Source organism: Mesorhizobium monacense, assembly GCF_056781675.1.
In genome coordinates, this window is sequence record NZ_CM165567.1 from 4,384,861 (window position 1) to 4,404,808 (window position 19,948).

At 59.6% G+C, this 19,948-nt stretch carries 24 protein-coding genes; 13 read left to right on the plus strand and 11 right to left on the minus strand.

Annotated elements, in window-relative coordinates:
- Positions 1 to 136: 136 nt before the first annotated feature.
- The 6 genes from AC1RUK_RS21180 to AC1RUK_RS21205 form a co-directional block, all read right to left on the minus strand.
- A complete protein-coding gene (locus AC1RUK_RS21180; protein ID WP_481839095.1) occupies positions 137 to 418 on the minus strand; it encodes a hypothetical protein in 282 nt (93 codons plus the stop codon).
- Positions 419 to 596: 178 nt separating this feature from the next.
- Entirely contained in the window at positions 597 to 2,255 is a 1,659-nt protein-coding gene (locus AC1RUK_RS21185; RefSeq protein ID WP_481839094.1) for an arylsulfatase, read from the minus strand.
- Positions 2,256 to 2,493: 238 nt separating this feature from the next.
- On the minus strand, positions 2,494 to 2,841 hold the full coding sequence (locus AC1RUK_RS21190; RefSeq protein WP_481839093.1) for a hypothetical protein: 348 nt from the start codon (positions 2,839 to 2,841) through the stop codon (positions 2,494 to 2,496).
- 41 nt (positions 2,842 to 2,882) lie between these two features.
- On the minus strand, positions 2,883 to 3,095 hold the full coding sequence (locus AC1RUK_RS21195; protein WP_436171156.1) for a hypothetical protein: 213 nt from the start codon (positions 3,093 to 3,095) through the stop codon (positions 2,883 to 2,885).
- On the minus strand, positions 3,092 to 3,889 hold the full coding sequence (locus AC1RUK_RS21200) for a DUF2092 domain-containing protein (RefSeq protein WP_481839092.1): 798 nt from the start codon (positions 3,887 to 3,889) through the stop codon (positions 3,092 to 3,094). The genes AC1RUK_RS21195 and AC1RUK_RS21200 overlap by 4 nt, the downstream gene beginning before the upstream one ends.
- A gap of 160 nt (positions 3,890 to 4,049) precedes the next feature.
- Positions 4,050 to 5,873 carry an adenylate cyclase gene (locus AC1RUK_RS21205; protein ID WP_481840100.1) on the minus strand — a complete coding sequence of 608 codons (1,824 nt, stop codon included), beginning with the start codon at positions 5,871 to 5,873 and terminating at the stop codon, positions 4,050 to 4,052.
- 226 nt (positions 5,874 to 6,099) lie between these two features.
- Here AC1RUK_RS21205 and AC1RUK_RS21210 point away from each other — a divergent pair, with 226 nt between their 5' ends.
- Positions 6,100 to 6,393, plus strand: a complete 294-nt coding sequence (locus tag AC1RUK_RS21210; protein ID WP_436171153.1) for a hypothetical protein — start codon at positions 6,100 to 6,102, stop codon at positions 6,391 to 6,393.
- Between the two features lie 102 nt (positions 6,394 to 6,495).
- Here AC1RUK_RS21210 and AC1RUK_RS21215 read toward each other — a convergent pair whose 3' ends face one another.
- On the minus strand, positions 6,496 to 8,622 hold the full coding sequence (locus AC1RUK_RS21215; RefSeq protein ID WP_481839090.1) for a mechanosensitive ion channel family protein: 2,127 nt from the start codon (positions 8,620 to 8,622) through the stop codon (positions 6,496 to 6,498).
- Between the two features lie 632 nt (positions 8,623 to 9,254).
- On the opposite strand from AC1RUK_RS21215, the gene AC1RUK_RS21220 reads away from it, so the two are divergent.
- The 5 genes from AC1RUK_RS21220 (at position 9,255) to AC1RUK_RS21240 (ending at position 12,576) form a co-directional block, all read left to right on the plus strand.
- On the plus strand, positions 9,255 to 9,755 hold the full coding sequence (locus AC1RUK_RS21220; RefSeq protein WP_481839089.1) for a hypothetical protein: 501 nt from the start codon (positions 9,255 to 9,257) through the stop codon (positions 9,753 to 9,755).
- 256 nt (positions 9,756 to 10,011) lie between these two features.
- Positions 10,012 to 10,446: a DUF2721 domain-containing protein gene (locus AC1RUK_RS21225; RefSeq protein ID WP_436171150.1), complete on the plus strand. Its 435-nt coding sequence runs from the start codon at positions 10,012 to 10,014 to the stop codon at positions 10,444 to 10,446.
- A 228-nt stretch (positions 10,447 to 10,674) separates the two neighbouring features.
- The gene (locus AC1RUK_RS21230; RefSeq protein WP_436171149.1) at positions 10,675 to 11,679 is read left to right on the plus strand and encodes a lipase family protein; all 1,005 of its coding nucleotides are present in this window, start codon (positions 10,675 to 10,677) and stop codon (positions 11,677 to 11,679) included.
- A 407-nt stretch (positions 11,680 to 12,086) separates the two neighbouring features.
- Positions 12,087 to 12,341, plus strand: a complete 255-nt coding sequence (locus tag AC1RUK_RS21235) for a lipoyl domain-containing protein (protein ID WP_436171148.1) — start codon at positions 12,087 to 12,089, stop codon at positions 12,339 to 12,341.
- A gap of 58 nt (positions 12,342 to 12,399) precedes the next feature.
- Positions 12,400 to 12,576 (plus strand): hypothetical protein, encoded by a 177-nt coding sequence (locus AC1RUK_RS21240; protein ID WP_436171147.1) that lies wholly within the window; start codon positions 12,400 to 12,402, stop codon positions 12,574 to 12,576.
- Positions 12,577 to 12,845: 269 nt separating this feature from the next.
- Here the strand turns inward: AC1RUK_RS21240 and AC1RUK_RS21245 are convergent, their stop codons facing one another.
- Both AC1RUK_RS21245 and AC1RUK_RS21250 read right to left on the minus strand, forming a co-directional pair.
- Complete coding sequence (locus AC1RUK_RS21245; protein WP_481839088.1) at positions 12,846 to 13,193, minus strand: c-type cytochrome; 348 nt, start codon at positions 13,191 to 13,193, stop codon at positions 12,846 to 12,848.
- A 27-nt stretch (positions 13,194 to 13,220) separates the two neighbouring features.
- Entirely contained in the window at positions 13,221 to 13,604 is a 384-nt protein-coding gene (locus AC1RUK_RS21250) for a phasin family protein (protein WP_481839087.1), read from the minus strand.
- A 142-nt stretch (positions 13,605 to 13,746) separates the two neighbouring features.
- Between AC1RUK_RS21250 and AC1RUK_RS21255 the strand changes: the two genes are divergently transcribed.
- Both AC1RUK_RS21255 and AC1RUK_RS21260 read left to right on the plus strand, forming a co-directional pair.
- Complete coding sequence (locus AC1RUK_RS21255) at positions 13,747 to 14,640, plus strand: universal stress protein (RefSeq protein ID WP_481839086.1); 894 nt, start codon at positions 13,747 to 13,749, stop codon at positions 14,638 to 14,640.
- A gap of 268 nt (positions 14,641 to 14,908) precedes the next feature.
- Positions 14,909 to 15,448, plus strand: a complete 540-nt coding sequence (locus tag AC1RUK_RS21260) for an Hsp20/alpha crystallin family protein (protein WP_481839085.1) — start codon at positions 14,909 to 14,911, stop codon at positions 15,446 to 15,448.
- A gap of 141 nt (positions 15,449 to 15,589) precedes the next feature.
- Here AC1RUK_RS21260 and AC1RUK_RS21265 read toward each other — a convergent pair whose 3' ends face one another.
- Positions 15,590 to 15,871, minus strand: a complete 282-nt coding sequence (locus AC1RUK_RS21265; protein WP_481839084.1) for a hypothetical protein — start codon at positions 15,869 to 15,871, stop codon at positions 15,590 to 15,592.
- Positions 15,872 to 15,933: 62 nt separating this feature from the next.
- Here AC1RUK_RS21265 and AC1RUK_RS21270 point away from each other — a divergent pair, with 62 nt between their 5' ends.
- From AC1RUK_RS21270 to AC1RUK_RS21290, 5 genes are all read left to right on the plus strand, one after another.
- Positions 15,934 to 16,488, plus strand: coding sequence for a Spy/CpxP family protein refolding chaperone (locus AC1RUK_RS21270; RefSeq protein WP_481839083.1), 555 nt, complete (start codon positions 15,934 to 15,936; stop codon positions 16,486 to 16,488).
- 29 nt (positions 16,489 to 16,517) lie between these two features.
- On the plus strand, positions 16,518 to 17,216 hold the full coding sequence (locus tag AC1RUK_RS21275) for a hypothetical protein (RefSeq protein WP_481839082.1): 699 nt from the start codon (positions 16,518 to 16,520) through the stop codon (positions 17,214 to 17,216).
- A gap of 70 nt (positions 17,217 to 17,286) precedes the next feature.
- Positions 17,287 to 17,712: a DUF2267 domain-containing protein gene (locus AC1RUK_RS21280; RefSeq protein WP_481839081.1), complete on the plus strand. Its 426-nt coding sequence runs from the start codon at positions 17,287 to 17,289 to the stop codon at positions 17,710 to 17,712.
- Positions 17,713 to 17,715: 3 nt separating this feature from the next.
- Positions 17,716 to 18,441: a phosphoribosyltransferase gene (locus tag AC1RUK_RS21285; protein ID WP_481839080.1), complete on the plus strand. Its 726-nt coding sequence runs from the start codon at positions 17,716 to 17,718 to the stop codon at positions 18,439 to 18,441.
- A gap of 12 nt (positions 18,442 to 18,453) precedes the next feature.
- Complete coding sequence (locus AC1RUK_RS21290) at positions 18,454 to 18,900, plus strand: pyridoxamine 5'-phosphate oxidase family protein (RefSeq protein WP_481839079.1); 447 nt, start codon at positions 18,454 to 18,456, stop codon at positions 18,898 to 18,900.
- Between the two features lie 92 nt (positions 18,901 to 18,992).
- Here the strand turns inward: AC1RUK_RS21290 and AC1RUK_RS21295 are convergent, their stop codons facing one another.
- On the minus strand, positions 18,993 to 19,829 hold the full coding sequence (locus AC1RUK_RS21295) for a universal stress protein (RefSeq protein WP_481839439.1): 837 nt from the start codon (positions 19,827 to 19,829) through the stop codon (positions 18,993 to 18,995).
- Positions 19,830 to 19,948: the final 119 nt, after the last annotated feature.

Consider the following 19,948-nt stretch of genomic DNA (forward strand, 5'->3'; position numbering starts at 1 on the left):
CGTTGGGCCCGTAGCATCGGGTATGTTCTGTAGTAGGAGCGTCTTGTGTAACGTTCGCAGTTGGGTGCCGGGCACACAGCAGAGCGCAAGTATCGGCGTTCCCTTCCGGCACGCCATGCTGCCATTCCAATGGTCGTTAGATCTGTCGCGAAAACCAGGCGCGGGCGAGCAGCAGGCCCAGCGCGGCATGGATCGCAACCGCTGGCCACAGCAGTTTTCCCGCTTGGGCACCTTCGATCCCGAGATAGGCAAGGTAAATGGCCGTCAGGACGTTGTAGGTCAGCATGGCCGCCAGGGCCGAGTTCTTGCCGTGTTGGCGGCGGTCGACCCAGCTACCGACGCCCAGCGCAAGCAGCGCGACGCCGGCGACGCGGCAGACGGCTAACCCCGCACCAGACAGGCTTTCATCGAGCAGCAACCAGCCGACATGCTCGGAACGATGATCAGGGCGGCTGTGACTACTAGGGTGCGACGAGTGAGTTCGAGGACACCATACTTCGCGAACATGTGGAGCCTCGCTGTCTTTGATGAAGTTCCCAGGCTCTGCTGCCAGGAATATGGCGGCCCCGGTTTTGCGCAGGGCCGCCGTCGCAGGATCAGTTTCCGGTTGGCAAAGCCAGGTTGAACCCTTCCTTGCCCAGCTGATCTCGCAACCATTCGAATTTCTGATAGTTGGAGAGCGTAATTGGGCCGTTATAGCCCATGCTCTGCAACTTCCGAGGCGGGTATTTTATATAGGTCTTCATCAGTTCCGTTATGGCCGCCGATATGCTCACCATCGTCCATGTGTGCTCGGTATAGTTGTTCATGAAAATGTCGTAGCGCTCCTGCGGATCCTGCCACAAATCGAACACCTGGGGGACGATGGCCACGTAGGACTCGGCGCCCTTCCAACCCAGGTTCGAGTCGACTGCCAGGCCGCCGGTTGCCTGTCCGTTGTCACCACGCAGGTTGAACACTGCCTTGTAGTTGCCGACCCGGGCTGCGCCCGGAGACAGCTCGTCTTCGGTGAAGTAGAACCACGACTTGCGCGGCGACTTGCCCGCGCCTGTCAGCACCGGCGTCATGTCGAAGCTGTCGAAAATAATCGGCTTACCTTCGCGGTCGTTCTCCGGCAGTTTCACTCCGGCGGCGGAAGCAAAGGTCGCCATGAGGTCGAGGCCCCCGATGATTTCATGGTTCTTGGACCCCGGCTGAGTTTTGCCCGGCCAGACGGCGATTGCGGGAACGCGGTTGCCGCCCTCACGCACTGTGCCCTTGGTGCCGCGGAACGGCGTGTATCCGGCATCCGGGTAGACGTCCTGCCAGGCACCGTTGTCGGTCGTGTAGAAAACGAGGGTGTTCTTGTCCATGCCGGTTTCACGTAGCTTGTCCATGATCCGGCCGATACGGGTGTCGAGTTCCACCACCGAGTCCGCATATTTGGACTTGGACATCGACTTATGCTCGAACTCCGGCGCCGGCATATTCGGCTGGTGAACCTTCATGAAGTTCACATTGATGAAGAATGGTTCGTTGGGTTTCTTGGCGGCTTCATCGAGGAATTCCTCCGCCGCCTTCTCGACATAGCCGTCGAAGAAAGGAATGCCGACGACGCCTTCCTTGCCGTCGATCACAGGTGTGTCGACATACTGGCCATTGATTTTGAAGTCTTCCGTCACGTCGCCACCGGCCTTGCCGGACAATGCGCCTTTTGTCACCTTCTCGAACATGGCTCGGAGGTCTGGATCCATGTCAGGGAACCACGTCGGGTCGGCATAGGTGTAGGCGTTGAGGTGATAGAGCCCGGCATATTTCATCTCGTCATAGCCCTGGGCGCTAGGCAGCGCGTAGTCCGCCTCGCCCAGATGCCATTTGCCGGTGAAATAGGTGTGATAGCCGCCTTGCTTCAGAACCGACGCCAGCGTCCATTCCGCTGCCGGCAAGCCGCCGCCCTGACCTTGGAAAGCAACCGTGGTCATGCCGCTACGGTTCGGGATACGCCCCGTCTGCATCGCGGCCCGGCCAGGCGTGCAGCTCGGCTGGGCATAGAATGAGAAGAAGGTCATGCCCTCCGCTGCCAGCTTGTCGATGCTGGGAGTCGGCATGCCTCGTCCCTCGCCGCCGCCGTAGGGGCCAAGATCGCCATAGCCGGTGTCGTCGGACACGATAAACAGGATATTCGGCTTTTGCTGATCTTGCGCGGTTGCCGGCATGCTTGCGGCCGTAAAGGAAGCAAGGGCGAGCGGCAGCCCAAGCGAGATATTCCTGATCATACTCACGATGAACGTTCCTCCCGGCTGCCCGAAACGGGCCGGCAGCCTTTGCCCATTTGCAATCGCCTCACTAGCTTCCGAAACATTAGGGGATTGCCCTGTCGTTGGGCCCGTAGCATCGGGTATGTTCTGTAGTAGGAGCGTCTTGTGTAACGTTCGCAGTTGGGTGCCGGGCACACAGCAGAGCGCAAGTATCGGCGTTCCCTTCCGGCACGCCATGCTGCCATTCCAATGGTCGTTAGATCTGTCGCGAAAACCAGGCGCGGGCGAGCAGCAGGCCCAGCACGGCATGGATCGCAACCGCTGGCCACAGCAGTTTTCCCGCTTGGGCACCTTCGATCCCGAGATAGGCAAGGTAAATGGCCGTCAGGACGTTGTAGGTCAGCATAGCCGCCAGGGCCGAGTTCTTGCCATGTTGCTGGCGGCCGACCCAGCCACCCACGCCCAGCGCAAGCAGTGCGACGCCGGCGACGCGGCCGACGGCTAACCCCGCGCCGGACAGGCTTTCGTCGAGCAGCAACCAGCCGACCGTGCTCGGAACGACAATCAGGGCGATGCCGGTGGCAGCCTCTATGATGGCGGCCACCGCAAGCAACCGCGCAACCGGCATGTCGGCAGAGCGCACTTTTAGCAATAGTATACGCCAACCGCGCAGCGTCGTACCGTGCGGCGTGCCACCCCGGCGACGCTGACAGGCGTTAGCGGACGTCCGACCCTGGCCTCAGCGGTCGAGATCAGGTCATAGGCGCCGGGAACCGTTGGCCTTTCCGAGGCTCCGAGTCCGATAAACCCGATGGTTCCGGCGAGCAGAATAATTCTCAGTTTCCTTGTCGTGGTCATTGTGCACCTTCTGGTGAAAACTGTGCGGGAAGTTCATCGGTGTCGGTCAGTTCCTTTGCCTCTACCTTTTTGGCGTCGGTCCCGTTCTTGAAGCCGAAATCATCGGCCGCGACGTCGCTCCCTGTCTTCCAGTCCCTAACTTGGACGCTGTATTGCGGCCCCTGATCGACGTCCTTGCTGGTGATGACATAACGGCAGGGATAGGGGTGCTCGCCCTGTGCGATCCAGATCTGCCAATCGACCTCCTTGGCCCGAAACGCCAGGTGGTCGCATTCGGTGCCGCCGATCACGCCGCTGCCGAGGTCCTTCACGTCGCTCACGTCACGCATCAGCTCCTCGTAGACGTTCGACATAAGCAGGTCAGCACCGGGGACGGGCCGATGGAACTTATCCCGCAATTCGTCGACCAGATGGTCCAGGGTGCCGGGCACCTCGGCCTGCGTGTAGAGGTTGGCGTCTTTGCCCAGCAGCGTGAGGGTCTTGCCGTCGAAGATCATCTCGACATTGGCGAAACCGCCACTGCGCGTGGCACGGATCTTGTCGGGCCGGTTGAGGTGGACCGTCCCCGAACTGGCAAACAGAAGTTTCTGGTGATCCTTGGTGACGACCTCGAAGTTGGTGTCGTATCCAAAGGAAATGGAGCTCTCGGCCGCCATGTAGTCGGACATCGCCTTGAGCATGCTCTTGGCCTCTGCGTCATCCGCTGTCGCAGGCGCTCCCCAGCCGATCGCCAAGATCATCGCCGCTGTAGATGCGGCGGCGAGTCTCCTTGATTTTCGTGGTATTTTTTTCATCTGAGTGCCTCCTTCAAGGTTGCTTCGGCACTATAGTCGGGGAAGCGGAGGAGCACCCGTAACATCGGGTAGGTTCTGGTATGGTCGCTACTTTTATGGCGCGGCGGCCTGCCAGCGCGACAGCGCAGACCGACGCTCAGAGCCGCACTTACCCGCGCGACTACATATCAGATGTTATGGCAGGCACTGAGGAGCCTGACGGCGCGTCCGGCGGCACGGGCAAGCCTGCCTTGCGAAGGCTCGCGATAATGCGCGCCCGATCCCCCACCTGAATGTTGCGCTTCACGAGTTCGGCCTCAATGTTGGGGATGAACGCTGGGCTCATCTTCATAAACATTTCTCCCTCCCGGGTTGCTTCCGCCATCATCCCCGCCTTTGCATAGATGGCGGTCGCTACCACATGGTAGATTGGGAGTTTCTGGAGATTGGCCTGCCGGATCTCGGCCACGGCTTTTTGGTCCTCATGTTGCATATAGGCCGCGAGCGCGAGCACCGTGTGGTAGTACCCGCCGGCCCCCGGATTCCGGTCAAGAGCTAGCTGCACGAGCTCCGCCCCACGCTGCCATTGCCCTCCGAGTGCCAGTCGTGTGCCGAATTCGCCGAGGAACTCGGTGTCGTTGGGATTGAGGGCTAGCGCCCGTTCCCCGATTTCCATCAACTCAGCCAATTGCTGATTGAAGAACAAGGCCGTCATCAAGGCCTGAAGTGCGCGCATATTGTCCGAGTTCAGCTCGACCGCCCGACGCGCTGCAGCGAGTGCACGTTGAACCGACGTGGGCGCGCCTTTTCGCCCATTGAAGCCAAACCGGTCCTCGTCGACGTAAGCAATTGACAGCATCGACCAGGCGGTAGCGTAGGATGGAAAGTGCGCGACGGCGCTCTCGAGGCAGTCGCGGACCGCAGCATGCCGTTCGACACTCAGCTCGGTGCGATAGGCGTAAAACTGAAGCGTGCAACGGTAGGCATCGAGATCATCGGGCGGACCGTTCGCGGTGTCGGCCTGATAGATGACGCCGTAGGGCTGCGCTACTACTGTTGCAACCTGGGCAGCGACATCGGACTGAATGGCGAAGATATCGCGGGAACGGAAATCGTCGTTGTAGGTCTGAGACCACAGGATCGTGCCGTTTTCGGTTTCGATCAGACGGGCTGTGACACGGATGCGCGCGCCGGAGATCTGCACCCCGCCGGTCAGAAGGTAACCGGCTCCGAGTTGCTGGATGTGCGAAGGGGCGACTTGCGATGGCAAGGCCTCTGAGGTCTCGCGGCCGAACACGGTGAGTTCCTTGAAGCGCGGCAGGATGCTCAGCAATTCCTCGGTGAGCCCCATCGCATAAAGCTTGGCTTCCGGTCCTCCGCCGAGATCGGCGAATGGCGCGATCACCAGCGTTGGTCCCTCGGGACCGGCCGCCCGCGCCGAGGGCAAGGAGGTCTGCGACCCTAGCTGGCTGGAGGCCCAATATGCAAGGGTGAGGAGGCAGACGACGACTGCGAGCGCTGCCGTGGCGAGCCAATGCACTCGTTCCCATGAAATCGAAGCCGCTTTCGAAATCTCGGGAGCCGCTGCAGGTTCGACTGGCGTGAGTTCGACTGCGTTCGAGACGCTCCAGCTGAAAACGGGCACGTACCCGCCCTTGGGGATTTCGATGCGGATCGGATCGGTGTATCCCGACAGCAAGAAATACCGCTCAAGCGCGCGGCGCAACCGACCCGCCTCGATCCGCACCACCGGATCGTCCTGCGTGAAGTTTTCGTCCCGGTCGAAAACCTCGATGGCGATCGAATAACCCTTGATCCGCGTAGCGCGCCCAGAAAGCGTTTCCTCCACGATGTAGCGTAGGAAAGCACAAGCGCGCGCCGGCACCGAAAACTCGGGACTTGAGAGAATGCGCTCAAGCTCGGCGCGGACCTCCTCCGGAGAGGGTGGCAGTCGGACTCCCGAAGTCAGTGCTAGCGCTGCAACCCCAGGATCAAAGGCGTTCATTCCATAACCCCTCGTACCCCACCTTGAGGGCTGTCCCGACCTGCCGTCGGGCATTGGCTTAGGAGTTGAAGTAGGAACTGGTTAAGCAGCGTACTCCCGGCATTCCGTTCCGTCCACGACTAAGTACGATTCCATACATTCCAGCGTTGGCTACAGTAACCTACGCCCGCAACTGCTGCGACACGCCTATGCTCCATTGCTGCTCAGGAGCATCGCCGGCGGCGGAATGGGCGTCATTGATATGGATCAAAAAATCGAGGCGGCCCAACGGCGCTTTCCCTTGCGAAAGCGCGCGATCGAGGAACTCGCCGTCCGCGATGAGGATTTCCGCTCGCTGTGTATCGACCTTGCTGACGCCGAAAGTGCGGCCCTGCGTTGGGAGAATTCCGACGCACCAAAGCGTGATGAGCGTCGCGCCGAATACCTAGCGCTTGTCAACGACCTGGCCAAGGAGATCGAAGCAATATTGGATACAGCCACCATTATCCCGCTCCCGGCCCGGCGGCCGAAAAGTCAGTAGTGAGCGAAAGCTGCTCAATGGCTGGCGCAGGCCTCGCAAAGCGGAGCAGCCCTTGGCCGCACAGAACATACCAGATGCTACAACGCGCGGCGAGCCAAAGTATCACGCCGCCGCCTCCTTCTGTTGCGCAGCCGCACTGACCACTGCTTCCTGTTGCGGTCCGGCAGAGCTCTGAGCCAGTACGGATTTCGCGAGTTTGATACCGTTTTCATCAAACGCTGTCTTGATCATGAGGAGGGCGCGACGGCGGACGGTCGTTTGCTGTCCGGGCTTGGTCTTGAACCTCAGCGTCAGCTTGATCCCAAGGTCTGCGAAATCTTCGACTCCCTGCATCTTGAGCGGCTCGATGGTTATCGCCTTGAGCTCGGGGTCTTCGGCCAGTTCAAGTCCGATCTTCTTGATGAGCTTGCGCGCCTTCTCCAAATCGGAATCATACGTGATGGTGAGCGACAGCTTCTCGATTACCCAATCGCGGCTCATATTCTGGACCGCTCCGAGGACCCCGAACGGCACGGTGAATATGGGTCCCCGGTTGTGACGCAGCTTCACCGAGCGCAGGCTGAAGGATTCGACTGTGCCCTTGTAGCTGCCGCTCTCGATATATTCACCAACCCGGAAGGCATCGTCCAACAGGTAGAAGACGCCGCTGAGAACGTCTTTTACCAGTGTTTGCGCACCGAAGCCGATCGCAACGCCGGCAATGCCCGCGCCGGCAATCAGAGGCCCGATCGCAACCCCCATCGCCGACAATGCCATCAATATGGCAACGACAGCGAGCGTGGCCCAAAGAAAATTCCGCAGTATCGGTAAAAGCGTGCCGAGCCGACTGCGCCTCTGCGACTGCTCCGTTTGATCGACCGCCGTATCGCGCACTTTGGCAATCTGATTGTCAATCAGGGTCCGCGTAACGCTCCAGACAAGGTCGGCCACGAGCAGGATGATGACCGCGCTGATGACGCCATGAGCGGCCCGGCGCGACGGCGTGTCACCCGCGCTGAGCGTGATGAGATCTATATCCCATGCCCAGGCGAGGAGCAGGAGAGCGGAAACGATCAGGATGAACCGGATGCTCCGGCCGAGAAGAGTTGCGCCAGCGCTAGACGTCTCCACGTCGACACTGGAAGCACCGGGCCGTCGCAGGATGTGGACGACGCTGCGTTGCGCGACAGCATTGGCCCAAACGAGACCTGCCGCAATTGTCGCGAGCCAGAATAGCTGCACTGCGCCGAACGCCCACAGGCACCACAGCAGGACGAGATAGGCCGACAGGAGACCCGCCGACGTCTTCGAGCGCACCACCGTCCCTTCATCCGTTCCAGCGTCCTCAATCGTTGGCTGCTGGGCCCGCCTGACCGTATCGATGCCGACGGCGAGCACCCCTAAGCCGAACGAATAGGCCACGATCTCACGGGCTTCGATCGAGAAGCCGAGGAGGTTCAACGACAGTGTTGTTGCATACCCGACGGCGAGGATGACGACGAGCAAACCGAGCCGCTGGCTCCAAAACTTGGCCGAGTCCCCGTCCATCGGAACGATCCGAAAATCGTTCGCGTCGCTTCCAGGCGGCGGTAGAAGAAATCGGAACAAAACGCGTGCAACGAGCACGATGATGAAGGCGAGCAGATAGGCAAGCACGATCTTCTCGACGGTGTCGGGCCAATAGTCCAGGACAAGGAAGGTGCCGACGCCAGCCGCAGCGATGATGGCGACGCGCCCTAGCTCATTGGCGGATCGGCTGCCGTGTGCGACCAGCTGACGGCGTCTTGTGTTCACCGGCAGGCGTGCGATGTGGGCCTCAAACCCCGATGTGGCTCGCCGATACAGCCACGCGGCCCCGAAGCCGGCGGCCCCGAGCGCCCCGACAAGGCCAACGAGGCCAGCCGGACCAATATCGTCAACATCCGCTACAAGAATGGACCAGGCTGCTGCAAACTGATCGGGCAGCGTCGGCAGTGCCCGGGCGAGGCCATAGATGTGCGCCCGAATGGCGCTGACGTAGTCGGCCAGCGGGTGAGACGGAGGCGGCGCCGGGGTCGGTGCGCCCGGAACCTGCGTCGTCGCCGGTGTGGCTCGGTGCGCCTCAAGCCATTGTTGAACTCCAGGATCGGCCAGCAGGGACAGGAGTGCATCGATATTCGGCGGCAGCTGTTCCTTCGACGGCGCGGTATCCGCTCGAGCCGGGAGCATGACCCCAAGCAGCATGAAGACAGCAAGAAAAAGAGCGCGCATCGTGTTCGCCTCCTGACGCCAGCACTTACAAAGGCTGTTATTCGGCCTTTGGCAGACAAGTCTTACAGCATGTCGATGGAACTCGTCTGATCACCGGCAGGTCTCAAGGCACCATCGTGCATGGTGTGGGTGTTCAGGGAGTAGGTTACCAGATGCTACGCGCGTGCACGCGCCACGTCCGCTAACCTTCGCGTCAATCAGTGCAGAGGAAGCGACAAACAATGTCATTCCCCTCGCTGGCCGACGACTACCGGACAAGAAATAAGATGGACTATTTGATCGACCGGCTTTGCCTGCACCTGTGTCGGGTTATGATTGCCGAGCAGAACATACCAGATGCTACGCGCACTGACTACTTTCCCTTTCAGTAATGCGAGCTCGATCGTAGCGGCAGCACCACTGCATCGCCGTGGGCGAACGCGCCTAACGATGAAGAGTGCCTTTCGGAGGATGTTCGACAATGAAGATTACCGCTCTGCTGATCTCGACCTTGGACTTAACCACAGCAGCCTTCACGCAGGCAGGCGCCCAACAGATCACAGGAGGCTCGCCGAAACTCGAACCGTCGTAATTGGCGCGTGCTAAGGCAGCAATGTTGGAGATTGCTAATGGCTATCAATAGGTCGACTCCCATGACCGTTGCCCAGAGGGCGAAGCACGAGCTGTGGGAATTTGCACTGCTCTCAGCGTATCTCTACGTTTGTTTCGGTGCACTCATTCTCTACAAAATGGCGATACTCAATGGGGAAGGTGTCGGTTATCTGCCGTTCGGGTTGGTGGCCATCAAGGCATTGATCCTGGGGAAGTTTGTACTACTCGGACAGGCAGTCCGATTGGGCGATCGGCACGAGAGAAACAGGATCGTCTACCTCATAGCCTACAAGGGGTTGCTCTACCTTGCTCTGCTGATCGTTCTCTCCGTTGTTGAGGAAGCCGTGGTGGCGATCATTCACGGCCAAAAAATCGCCGCTTCGCTTGCTGAACACGTAGGTGGCAAACTGCCCGAGACACTCGCAGCAAGCCTGATCATGCTTCTGATACTCATCCCATATCTGGCATCCAAAGAGCTTGACGTCGTCCTCGGTGAAGGCAGGCTCTGGAAGATGCTGTTCGAACGCCGGGCTGGCGCCTGACTTAAGGCCGTGCGTCCATCAATTCCGCGAATGAAGCATCGAAAGGTCAGCGGGTTTCGCCGTTGGCCTTCCCATGTCCTACCGATCATGACCGATGCCGGTTGGAGGGTTTTTGAACGCCGCGTCTATTCAGGCGTCAGTGATTGCCCCGCCGGAAAAGCACGGTCGCGTTACCAGTTCGACTGCGCACACAGCCCGGAATGCGATGAGGCGGTGAGGCGTAACCGCGCTTACTCAGTCAAAGGGTGGGCTACAAATGTTCGATTTCATCCCCGACACGGCACGATTAGTTCAAATCTTTTCACAAGCCACCGCCCCAACTTTTTTTCTCGGCGCGGTGGCGGGGTTTGTTTCGCTCATGGCTTCGAGGCTGTCAGGCGTCATGGAGCGTGTACGGACTCTGAACGCAATAGCCGACGATGACCACGCTCGCGCCCACCTCAAGTCCGACGTTGAACGGTTGAGACGCCGGGCGCATCTCTTAAACAGTGGCATACTAGCGGCATTGCGCGGCGGCCTTTGTGCAACTCTGCTACTGGCGATCCTATTCATAACTGAATTCATCGGCCTGGAGTACTCGTATGGCGCTGGTCTGCTTTTTGTGACTGCTACGTGTTTCCTGGGTTTTGCACTGTTTCGCTTCGCCCAAGAAGCTCGCATCAGTGTCAATGAGGCTGATGAATACCAATAGCTGGGCTTGAGAGCTTCAACGCCAAAGGTAACCCGCGAGCCACACTCCTCCCCCGTGGCAGTCCCGCAGCGAGCGTGGCGACAAAGGCGACCGCTATGGATGCCGCCGGACCGATGCGCTAGAACATACCAGATGCTACGGGCGTGTCGCCCCCTCTACCCCTAGGGTTGCGGCAGGCAACGCGGGAAAGCCAGTAACATGAAGCGATCCACTGGTGGAGGATAGGGCGTGAACCGAACCATGTTTGCGACTACGCTGGCCTCGGCGGCGGGGCCAGTCGCACAGTTTGGTGCCCGTCGGGTGCGGGGAATGTCTGAATTGACATTGCGCTTCGCTTGCCTGCTTGCCCTCTGCGTCTTGGCCTTGACAGCCTGCGTCGGCATTTCTGCGACTGAACTCAGCACGATCGGGACCACCTCGACGCACGAGAAGATAGACTTTGAGGTGCTCTACGCTTTCGCCGACCGCTCCCAAACCGCGTATGAAGCCGAGGATGTCATCCGCTCCAAGTTCCCGGCAACCACGAGAGTGGCCGACCCCGGGACAACGGACGGGCGCTACTTCCTTGAGGTGGACCAAAAGAAGCATACGCAGACAATCACAATCCGCGGCACGGCTAGCAAGATAGATATCCACGACGATATCGAGGTCAAGATTCGCGAGGACCGGCAGATAGCAATTCCCGTCCATACCGGCTTCGACCTCACCACCCTGGCCATCTACGCCGACGTCAAGCCGTACCTGAGACCGGGCTACAAAACCTACATCACCGGCCATTCGCTCGGCGGCGCCGTCGCCGCGCTGCTTGCAGTCTATCTGATCGAGGACGGCCACAAGGTCGTCAAGGTCATCACGTTCGGCCAGCCGAAGTTCACCACCGCAGCGGGGGTGGCGAAACTCGCCATGCTGCCCATCACCAGGGTGGTCGACGAGAACGATATCGTTCCCATGCTCCCGCCCACCACACTCGGCAACAGGGAGTACGGGACGTATGAGCATGTCGGACCCGAGCTCATTCTGCTCGAGGGACCGCGCTTTGCGTTTCTCCAAACCCACGACGCCACTCGCATTTCGATCGGCGAACTGGCCCGCTCGATGCGCATCGCCGAATTGAAGGACCACCACATGGACAACTACATGCGACGGCTGTCGGCCAAGATGAAGGCCGGGGTCGAGGTGCCTTACCACGATCGCGAGAAATATGTCGCTAGTAGCAAGCCACAAGCACTGTGATCGGACGAAGAAGCCGATGAATTTCCTTTTCAGTCAGCCGGCCGGTTGGGACACCCACGTCACCAGAGGAGGCAACCGTGGTTGATAACTCGGTGGGACTCGGCTTGCCGCCACACTTGCTGGATGGCGAATGCGCACGATCTCGTTCTGGCAAATGAGCCGACTCGCATCGGCAAGCCGCGCCTTGATTTGCATCATTTTCAAAAGTTGCCGGTACGACCGCAAGCCGCAGGGCAGGTTAGTGCCGATACTTCTTGCGATGTTCCCAGGCAGGCAATTGGACGCAAGGCCGTAAGCGGTCCGGTCGTTCCATTATCCTGGCTCTTCGTCCGCAGCCTTTCCCCTTGATCGTGATCAAGGACCGATGCAGCGATCGGGATATCCTGCCAGCTCAAAGGAGAATTGCGATGCAGGATATCAAGGTCGATGAAGCGCTGTGGGCGTCCAGCATGCTGCCCGAGGGCATTTTGGAGCGCTGGTTCATCGCCAGCGGTGAAACCGTCAGGGCTGGCGAGCGAATAGCAGAAGTTAGAATTGAAGATGCGCTGCACGAGATTGTCGCGCCGGCAAACGGGCGAGCGACGATTGTCGCGACAGTGAACGCTGTCATCGAACCTGGTTCAGTCCTGGCAACATTGGACGACTCGTTGCGACCCGGCTGATGGCGTTTAACGCGTCACGGTTTGAGAGAGCGCCGAGGGAGAGCTAAGGGAGTTCAGCATGGTTAAGAGATCGGACAAGATAGAGATTGGCATGGATGTGGCGGTGAGGTGCCGCGTCACCAACACCTGGCAGGATGATCTAGGGGACCAGTGGGCTACGGTGCTGATCGATGGCTATGATCTCCCGATCACGTTGAAGGCGACCCATTTCTTCCCGGTTGACGACAGCGACTAATCGGTTGCCAGAGGGGACCCTCGTGGGGCGCACAACCATCCACAATACAAGGATTGCATTGTCGCCGTCGACGCGGCGGATCATCCCACGGAAGCGCTGATCTTTGCGCACGCTCGATCGTTCTTCCGCGCCGCCGACTGTATGTTGCCTTAGCCCCAGTTGCGGCGGTTTTGGCCTGGCCTGCAGTCGGCCGCGAGGCCGATTGCGCATGGACCAAGATCAAATCTGCGTCGCGCTCTTGCCCATTGCTTGCCTGTTTCTGTCACTGATCACGGCTTCTGCAGGCTGGCGATATACGCGATGATCGCCTCGATCTGATCGGGGCTGGCAACCCACTCGGGCATGTCAGGGTGGCCGGTTGAAATGCCCTCGGCGAGCGCCTCTTCGAGATCGGTGAGCGGATAGCGCTTCGACAGGGTGCGAAAGGCGGGAGCGTCCGGATGGCTGCTCACGTCGGTTTTTCCAACAGCATGGCAGCGTGCGCAATTGACTTGCACCAAGGCCTTGCCGTGTTCCGTCACGCTGTCGGCAAGGGCTGGCGACATGGAACCAAGCAACGCCGCCGCAAGGATGGAAACTCGCGATAGACGACTCTCATTGCCGATATGGGCATTCATGCCTGCAAGCCTCTGCAATGGTCAATTCTACGCGACCGTCTTGGCCGCCACGTCCTCGATCGCAGTCTCGGCTTCCTTGCGCACACGCCGGGCCGTTTCCGAAACGAGCTTCGAGGTCAGCGCTGCGACCTTACCGGCTTCCGTGGCGTATTGCGCTGTCGCGTTCTGGAGGAAGTTCGCGAAAACATCGAAAGCGTCGTTGAAGTCGCTGCCGTCGATGAGATCCTCGGCCAGCCGAACATCCTGCTCGCACCGATGTTTCAAGAACGAAAGGGTCTCGATCTGATAGCGCATCATTGCCTTGAACGTGTGAGCCTGAAGGAATGCCACGGCGAGGATAAGCTTCTGTGCATTCTGCGCCGTCGGCATAGATGGCATGCCGAATTGGAATGGCTCGAGATGGGGTTGCATGTCGGTACTCCCTTTTTGAGCGGTGCAGACAACTGTCTGCAGGCAACGCTATCGCCAATTGCCGCGGGGTCGTTGATCAGGATCAAGAGGTCCAAGACCATTGCCGGCACTGCGAGCAACTGGTGTGCCCCTGGTGCACCGTTTGACGCGCATCAAGGTCCTTGCTCCTTTTTCGTGGCTGGCTTGCCTCGACCACAAGAGGGCGGCAACGATGGCTTTCAAAACGATCATGGTACAGCTGGACGTGGACGCCCTCGCCGCGCCACGCATTTCAGTCGCGTGGGATCTTGCTCGAAGGCATGATGCGGAGCTGATCGGCTTCTGTGCGGCTGAGCCACATTTTGTAATGCCCACCGGCACCGACGACAGGGCCGCCACGAAGGCGATATGGTCTCAGGTGGAAGAGATAGAAGGCCGCCTTGATTGCCTGAGAGAGGAGTTCCTGCACATAGTCAACGGCAACAACCGTGCCTCGTGGCGCGGCGAGATCGGAAATCCAACGCGCCAGCTTGCGCTCAATGCACGTGCCGCCGATCTGATCGTCATCGGATCCCCGGCGCCGGATTTCGTAATCGACCGCCACCGCACCGTGGATCCAGGCAGTCTCATTCTCGCGGCGGGCCGTCCGGTGCTCGTGGCTTCTGAAACCCCCGCCCCGATCAAGGCCGAAAGTATCTTGATCGCATGGAATGACACGCGGGAGGCGCGACGTGCCGTCATCGACGCCCTGCCCTTCCTGACCCGCGCGAGCGATGTGGTGATCGCCACCGTGAATGATGGAGAATTCTCGTCCCGGGAAAATGCGGCGGACGTCGAGCTTTTCCTGACACGCCACGGGGTGAAGGCGCGATCCGAGGTGTTGGATGCCAGCCGCTCCGAGCCAGCGGAAATTCTCCTGCGGATCGGGCAGGAAATCGCCGCCGACCTCATCGTTCTGGGCGGTTACGGTCATAGCCGAGTCCGGGAAATGACCTTTGGCGGCGTGACGCGCTCACTGCTCCAGACTGGATCGTTCCATCGGTTGATCTCGAATTGAGGCAACGGACGCGACGTGTTGACCTGGATCAAGGCCGATCTTTGCGTCAAGCGCTTGGATACCGCTCTTGCCAAGCCAAACTGGATTTTGGCGATACGGAGCACGACGAACCGTGATGACGGAGAATCGTTGGGCGAGAGCCGATCCGGCGACGACTGGCAAGCGGGCTCACCGACCTCCGGTCCCGTGATTCCCATTTGGGAAAACCCAAAAGTGAAACGGCGGAGCCGATGGGTCCGATAGTCAATCCACTGCTAGGAGAAGTACCATGGCTGAAGCCGCCACCAAACTGCCCGTCAAAACAGAGAAGAGCACTGCGCCGGCGCCAACCGGCAATTGGACCGGCCCGTTTGAAAGCCTGCGTCGTGAAATCGACCGGCTTTTTGATGATTTCCATCCGTTCGACTTTCGCCTGCCTTCGACGCGATCGCTTTTCGGTCGTGAACTATCGGCGCTGCGCAACTCGGACTGGCCGGTCGCGCCGGCGATGGATCTCGTCGAGAAGGGAAGCGAGTACGAAATCACGGCCGAGTTGCCCGGCATCGACGAAAAGAATGTCGAGATCAAACTCTCCAACCACGTGCTGACGATCAAGGGCGAGAAGAAGGATGAAAAGGAGGAGAAGGCCAAGGACTACTATTTGTCCGAGCGCCGCTACGGCTCCTTCCAGCGGTCGTTCCAAGTGCCCGAAGGCGTCGACGCCGACAAGATCGAGGCCAGCTTCACCAAGGGCGTGCTGACGGTGAAGCTGCCCAAGACCACTGAAGCCCAGAAGCCCGAGAAGAAGATCACGGTCAATGCTGCATGATTGGCTGTTTGATCAAAGCCCTCAGCGCCAGTCCGCGCTGAGGGTTTCAGGCGCGCAGGTTGGATTTGTCAAGGCTGGCGCTGCCTACGACAAGAACCAACTCACCACAGGCGCGGTCTCGGCTGAGCCCTCGTTACCAGGTCAATCTTGAGGCTCATCGCCTTTTGCGGGATTGGAAGGCTGGCGAGATTCCTTGCGTGCCTCACGCTCCGCAATTTGGAGCTTTTGCCGCTCCTGGGCCAACAAACCTTCGATGACGCGCCGCTGCTCGGGATCGGTCTCGCGAGCGAGCAGATCCTCGAAGTGGGCGATATTGGCACGCGCAATAAATCGGCCCACGACATCCCTCAACGCCCGGACGGAAAACACCAAATATACATTGCTCCAACATTGTGGCAGTCCCAGCTGTTTGACGGAGATCAATGCGTGCCCCGCAATCGCGTGATTCATGGCAGACGACGCAAACCGTCTGAATGGAGCATCCCATGTTCACTTGGCGTACTACCTTAGCCGCGGGATTTATGGCTGTGACAGGATTGCCTGCTCTGGCGGGCGCTGAGGACGACGATACCGGCTGGTGGCCCCGGTGGGGCATGGGCCGCATGATGATGGGTCAAGGGGGTATGGGCGGCCCCATGGGTGGCTATGATTCAGGCGAGATGCTTGATCGAATTGACGGACGCCTCGCTTTCCTCAAGACGGAACTGAAGATCACCGACGAGCAGACGCCCTCCTGGGACCAGCTTGCCGTCGTCATTCGCAGCACAGCCGAAACGCACAACGCGCTGATGCAGGCCATGATGAAGGAGTTCCAGGAAGGCGACTTCCTGAAAAAGCCCCTGCCAGAGCGGCTGGCTTACCAACAGACTCATCTCGAAGCCCGTCTGGAACAGGTAAAGGCTGTTAGGACGGCCGCCGAAAAACTATACGAAACACTCAGCGACGAGCAGAAGAAGGCAGCCGACGAGATCGTCCTGCCGATGATGGGCATGGGCATGGGGCGATCGGGCGGCTTCGGGCCTGGAATGATGTTCAGGTAGTCTCCCTACGCTGGAGGAGACATGGACCGATGCAGATAGCCTGCGGAGGAGCTGAGCGCGTGTTCGTTCTGTTTCGGCTTGTGGGATTTCTGGTGACACTTTCTGTGGCCGGCATGACTCAGGCCGCCGGCTCGACCATCTTTCCAACAGGCGTGACCTACAGCAATTGGACTGAAGAGACCGAAGAGACCCGGTTCTGCGAAATCATCGTCGATATCAGCAACCCGCCATCGCGCGAACTCGTCAAATTCATCACATTTGGTGGATACGACAGGTCCGACGGTACGGTTCTGGCCGGCTTTCTCATGGCGGCAACGGTCGTCACTGCAATCGACCAGTCCGAGATCGTGCCGATTTCAAACGCAGCCTTCAATTCCGCGACTTTCAATTCGCCGGGGCAGCTGAGCTCCGAAACCTTTGATGACGGTACAATAATGGCGACGACGGACAACGCCAAGCTGGCCGCTCCATTCATCAATGCCGTGCTTGCCGGAGATTATGAATTGAGATTCTCCCGCGACGAACCGAATTCGGAAATGCGAACCTACAAGATCCTGACCGCCCCGTCGGGCTCTGTAGCGAGCAATTTCATTCTTTGCATGGACGGCCTGACGATCGGATCCAAGCAGGTTCGGTCGTTCACATCGGGAAGGAGAAGCCTGCTGCCGGAGCGATTAACAGCAGGCTCCGCATCACGATGGCGGCAGCCTCCGGCAGGCGCCAAATAATTTGATGCGGCTCAATGCAAGGATCTTCCCGTTGGCCAAGATGGCGCGACGGACGTGAAGGAGTACTCGCATGGCTCACACCTCGGCAATTGGTTTTGCTCACGCGGCCGAGCAGGCCCAGCAATGGGTGAGTGAGTTGGCCAGGGACCTGGGCTGGAGCGAGCAGAGCGCCTACCGGCTCCTGAGATCCGTCCTGCACACACTGCGGGACTGGCTGTCACCTGCGGAAATGGCCGATCTTTCCGCCCAGCTGCCGTCGCTCATCAGGGGCATCTACTTCGAAGGCTGGAATCCATCGGCGCCTGAGTCTGAGCACAAGAAGCGAGATTTTGTCCTCAGCGTCAGAAACAGTTTCGGCTATGATGAGGCCCTCGATTTTGATGTGGCGATCAACGCGGTGTTCAAACTTCTCGACCGTCATATTTCGCATGGCGAGATCGTGCAGGTAAGAAACTCGATGAAGAAATCGCTTCGTCATCTGTGGCCGGCGGGTTGATCGATGTTTCGTGACCGTCAGGACGCTGGACAAAAGCTTGGCATCGAGCTGGAGAAACTCCGGCTGCATCAGCCAATCGTCCTCGCCTTGCCGCGGGGCGGCGTTCCCGTCGCTGCTGAGGTGGCCAACGCGCTGAAGGCCCCGCTTGACCTGATTATCGTGCGCAAGGTGGGGGCGCCGGGGAATCCCGAACTGGCTGTTGCCGCGATCGTCGACGGCGATCCTCCAGATGTCGTACTCAACCGGGACATCGTCGAAGCCTATTCACTCGACGATGACGAACTTCGGGTATTGATCGCCAAAGAGCGCCCTGAGCTGGAACGACGACGCCTGGCCTATCGCGGCAAGCACTCGGCCCTGTCGGTGTCCGGAAAAACAGCAATCATCGTCGATGACGGAGCCGCAACCGGAACGACGATGAAGATCGCGATCCGAGCCTTGAAGAGGCGTTCGCCTCGGGAAATCGTTGTCGCGCTTCCCGTGGCACCTGCTGACACGTTGACTGAACTTGCCCAGGAAGCGGACTGCACCGTTTGCCTCAGTCAACCGGCGCATTTTCGCGCTCTCAGTCAACACTACCTCAATTTCCCGCAGCTCTCCGATAGCGAAGTGCTGGCAGTCGTGGCTGAGGCTGCTCGCGCGCATAGCGCTGGCCGACTTGGCAATTCGAAACGCCCCGCCATGGACGCCAAAAGGAGACAACGGCACAAGACAGTTGCCAAGAGTTAGGAGAACGCAACGATGCTGATCCGCACACTGTCTACTTTGGAATGCACCAAATTGCTGACGGCCAACCGCGTGGGCCGCCTGGCATGCGCGAAGGACGGGCAGCCCTACGTCGTGCCGTTGTACTATGCGCACGCAGACAATCATCTCTATGCGTTTTCCATGCCCGGCAAGAAGATCGACTGGATGCGAGCCAACCCTCTGGTATCGGTCCAGGTCGATGAGCACGGCCAAGGCCGAGGTTGGAGAAGCGTGGTTGTCGACGGCCGCTATGAAGAACTGCCTGACCGGGTCGGCCACAAGCTTCAGCGCGATCACGCGTGGTCAGTGCTGAGCAAGCACCCCGACTGGTGGGAGCCTGGCGCCCTCAAGCCAGTCACTCCTCCCAAGCCCGATAGCGAACCCCACGTTTTCTTCCGGATCCTCATCGAGCAGGTGTCGGGCCGGGAAGCGAGCGAGTAAGTCGTACAGCCCATTCGCTGCCAAGAACAAAACGGGCCGGCGCAAACTTGCCGGCCCTTTTTTGTGATGTTCCCTTTTCTGGCTTTCAATTGCTACCGCGCCATCAGGACAGGCAGCGATGGATCCTCGAGCATCGACTTGGTGACGCCGCCGAATATCCGCTCGCGCAGCCGCGAATGCCCGTAGGCGCCCATGACCAGCAGGTCGGCGGCGACATCAATTGCGTGCTGGCGAAGCACGTCGGCAACGGAACGGTTCGCACTCGGCAACCGGTCGACCGTGACTTTCACCCCATGCCGGGCAAGATAGGCTGCAGCATCGGCTCCCGGTTCGGCCCCGTGGTGGGTTTCACCCTCGACAGGATCGACCAGGACAAGATGCACTTCTTCGGCGCGGATCAGCATGTCGAGCGACTCGCGAAGGGCGCGCGATGACTCCAGACGGGAATCCCATGCGACCATCACGCATTTCGGCTTCAGCGTCGGCCGCGAACCTTGGGGGACAAGCAGCAAAGGCTTTCCAGAGGAAAATAATGCGCCCTCGATCACTTTGCTTTTCAGCGTCTCGCCGGCAAGCACTTCCGGTCCCACGATGGTGATATCGGCATAGCGGGCGCGGCGACCGATGGTTTCGTCGGCCCAGCTGGCTTCCGGATATGCGCTGACAGTGTCAGCCGAAAGTGCGCGACCAGCCAGGAACGCCGACACGGCCGCCGTTGTCTTCTTCAGGGCCTTCTCATCTGCCTGGCGCTCCTTCAGCCAGTCTTCTGAAACGATCGCGGCAAACTCTCCAACAGGCGGTGGCGCGGCGAGCACCACCACGAGAGCAGCGAGGTGCGCACCGACCTCCTCGCAAAGGCCGGCAGCGAGGTGCAGATCGCCGTCGCTCATGCCTGGTTCCGTGACCGTGAGTATCGTCTTGAATGACATCGCAGTGCTCCTGACTCTGAGTTTGGCTTCAATCGTGCCTGCAACCGTAACGAGACGGGTCGCGGCGCTCATTGCGCTGAATCAAAGATCACGTTCGGCGCCCATTTGATCCGGATCAA